The organism is Oleiphilus sp. HI0043, assembly GCF_001634935.1.
This window is the reverse complement of sequence record NZ_LWEY01000518.1, coordinates 1-665: the sequence shown is the minus strand read 5'-3', so window position 1 is coordinate 665 and position 665 is coordinate 1. Positions and strand designations below refer to the sequence as shown.

Here is a 665-nt window from a genome sequence, read left to right as displayed (position 1 = left end):
GTCCGGTATTAAAAAAAGCCTTGAAGTGACAGCGGGCAGTGCTAGGCCATTATTAAGAGATTTTGGTTCTTTCCAGCAAGAAAAAGGAGAGATCCATAAAACAATGGAAGGTGATAGTGAAAGCTTTGCCTTCAGGCTTCAAGCTAATGTCATGACAGACCCTGGTGATGATGCCGTCCAGACAGACTTTTATGGCTCCTATTTGGCTGGCGTGCTGGGCGGTCGTGATGGCAACTGGGTATTGGGTGTTGGCGCAGTCGATCAATGGTGGGGCGCGGGTTCTCAGTCGAGTTTGATCCTGACAAATAATGCCGAGCCGGTGCCGAGCGTATTCTTAAGAACCAAGCAGGGGCAAACCTTTGAAACACCATTGCTTTCTTGGTTAGGAGAGTGGCAATTTGTATCTTATATTGGTCAGCTAGAAAGTGAGCGTACAATACCTGAGGCAAAACTTACTGGCATGCGTTTTACCTTTAGGCCGTTGAAAGGTCTTGAATTTGGTATGTCCCGTGCGATGCAGTGGGGTGGAGAAGGGCGTGATGAAGACTTGTCTACCTTCTGGAAGTCGCTTACTTCGCAGGGTGAAAATACAGCCAAGCAAGCGGGGAATCAGTTGGCTGGCTTCGATGTACGTTATGGCTTTGCATTGACTGATACGCTGGGTG

General features: G+C 48.4%; 1 protein-coding gene. It reads left to right on the top strand.

What is annotated here, in order from left to right; translation table 11 throughout:
* On the top strand, positions 1 to 665 hold a 665-nt coding region (locus A3729_RS06415; RefSeq protein ID WP_231877363.1), incomplete at both ends, for a capsule assembly Wzi family protein.